At 62.2% G+C, this 2,340-nt stretch carries 1 protein-coding gene and 1 pseudogene; both read right to left on the bottom strand.

Annotated features, from left to right (window positions below):
* Positions 1-21: 21 nt before the first annotated feature.
* Positions 22-1,092, bottom strand: a complete 1,071-nt coding sequence (locus ACXJKO_RS31340) for an IS110 family RNA-guided transposase (RefSeq protein ID WP_457094905.1) — start codon at positions 1,090-1,092, stop codon at positions 22-24.
* A gap of 200 nt (positions 1,093-1,292) precedes the next feature.
* A pseudogene (locus tag ACXJKO_RS31345) lies at positions 1,293-2,251 on the bottom strand (IS3 family transposase); the annotation flags it as partial.
* Between the last annotated feature and the right edge of the window lie 89 nt (positions 2,252-2,340).

Genomic DNA, 2,340 nt, shown 5'->3' on the forward strand with positions numbered 1-2,340 from the left:
GCGTTGATGCTCCTATAGAGGTCAAGAGATTGCCGAGATTGCCGCGGGAGGCCTGCTGGTGCGGCACAGATAGCCGAAGATCTCCCGTGCGACAAAGCGCTTGAGACAGCGAATGATTTCCATCTTGCCCTTACCCTCTGCCGTTCGCTTGCGGACGTAGTCACGAGTGGGAGAATGGCTGCGCATCCGGCTAATGACCACACGATACAGAGCCGCGTTGGCCTGACGGTTGCCGCCGCGGTTGAGCCGRTGACGCGATGTCTTGCCGCTTGAGGCGGGAATGGGACAGGCGCCGCACAGTTTGGCGAAGGCTGCTTCGGAGCGAATACGCTCGGGATTGTCGCCCACCAGGATCAGCATCTCGGCCGCCGTGCCGGTCGCCATGCCATGAGCCTTCTTCAGAGTTGGGGCGCAGGCGGTGGTCAGTGCATCAAGGGCAGCATCGTGGCTCTTGATCTCAGCATCGAGCATCAGCCAACGTCGGGCCAGAGCGCGTAAGGCTGCTTTGGCCGAGGCTGTCGGATCGCTCATCGCGCCTGGCCGTAGAGCGGCCAAATGCCGGACCAGTGTCATCGTGCCGGTGAGCCCCTCAAGGCTCTCACGCAAGACAGCGGGAGCGTTGATGATGAGCGTCTTGAGCGTGACCATCGCTTGGGTGCGGCTCTTTACGGCGGTGTCGCGTGCTACCTTGAGATGCCGGATCATCTCGACCGAACTGGTGCCCGACTTCGGAGCCGCCGTTGCCTGGCCACTGAGAACAGCGCGGGCCGCGCTCTCAGCATCGAGCGGATCCGTCTTGCCATGCTGATGCCGGACTTGGCGATTGGGACGGTTGACCTCGATGACGCGATGGCCTCTCTCCTGCAGGAAGCGCGACAAGCCAGCTCCATATGATCCAGTCCCCTCGATACCAAAGGATTGGACTCGGCCGAACGAACAGGCCCAGGCCTCCAACTCCTGATAGCCTCTACGGCTCGCCGGCAGGGTCATCGCGCCAAGGTGGGCCCCCAATCTGTCGATGGCGACAGCAGCATGGGCCTCCTTGTGGGTGTCGACGCCGATGATGATCTCGGCGGGATCGGTGTCATGCATTCCTRGTCCTCCGCGGGTCAGGCCCTGGCGGGAACCTGCAGGCGGACAGGACTGTGACGGGACGAGTGCCCTCAAGCTCCTATCAAGTCACGCGACAGCAGACCGTCAGGTGCCGCCCGGAAGGCCGACACGTCAACGCAATGACACGCGGTCAATCATAACAAGGGTCAGGCCCTCCGAGCGGCTCTGATATTCTCACAATCAAAGCAGTTGCCTTTCCCGGACATCGAGATCCGGATGCCATGTTTCTTCAACTCCGCCTGATAAGCCGTCGCGCAATATTGGCTGCCGCGGTCCGTGTGATGGATCAACCCTTTCCCAGGTCGCCGGAGCGCCAGCGCCTTGCGCAGCGCTTCCAGAGCCAGTTCCTGGTGCAGCCGGTCACTGACCGCCCAACCGACCACACGCCGGGCGAAGAGATCAAGGATCACGGCCAGATAGAGCCAGCCCTCGCTCGTCCACACGTACGAGATGTCCGCAGCCCATTTCTGATTGGGGCGATCGGTCGAGAAGTCCTGGTCGAGGAGATTGGGAGCAACCGGAAAGGCATGCTGGCTGTCGGTGGTCCGTTTGAACCGCCGCGTCTGGCGAGCCTTGAGGCTGTTCTCGCGCATCAGCCGGGCGGTTCGACGCCGCCCAACCTCCAAGCCCTCGTCTTGCAGCTCGCGAGTCAGGCGTGGGCTGCCGTAGGTTCCGTTGGAACGGGCAAAGGCCGAGCGGATATGAGCCAACAGCACCAAGTCCTCCCGTTGTCGAGGACTGGCGAGACGGCTTCTCCAGGCGAAGTAGCCGCTTTGGCTGACACCAAGAACCTGACATAGACGCGTGACGGGGAAGTTCTCTTTCGCCGCATCGATGAAGCGGAACCTCATCGACTTCCCTCCTTGGCGAAAAAAGCCGTGGCCTTCTTCAGGATTTCTCGCTCTTGGCGCAGGATCTCGTTCTCGCGTCGCAGCCGCTTCAGCTCGGCCACCATCTCCTCTTGGCGGTCTTCGGGCGGAGCGTCGATCTCGCGCCCGCGGCGGCGATCCATCCAGTGGCGCAGGGTCGATAGACCCACGCCGAGATCCGCGGCAACCGCACGCTGGCTGCGGCCGCTGGTCAGCGCAAGCCGCACAGCCTCATCCCGAAACTCTTTCGTAAAGCGTGTCTGGGGCATGGAGATCCTCCTGCATCATAAGAGTGCTCTCCATCTTTTCGAAGCAAGCCCACCTTGCTCCCGTCGGGTGGTCCGACGATGTATTACGC

This window comes from Microvirga sp. P5_D2 (assembly GCF_054049475.1).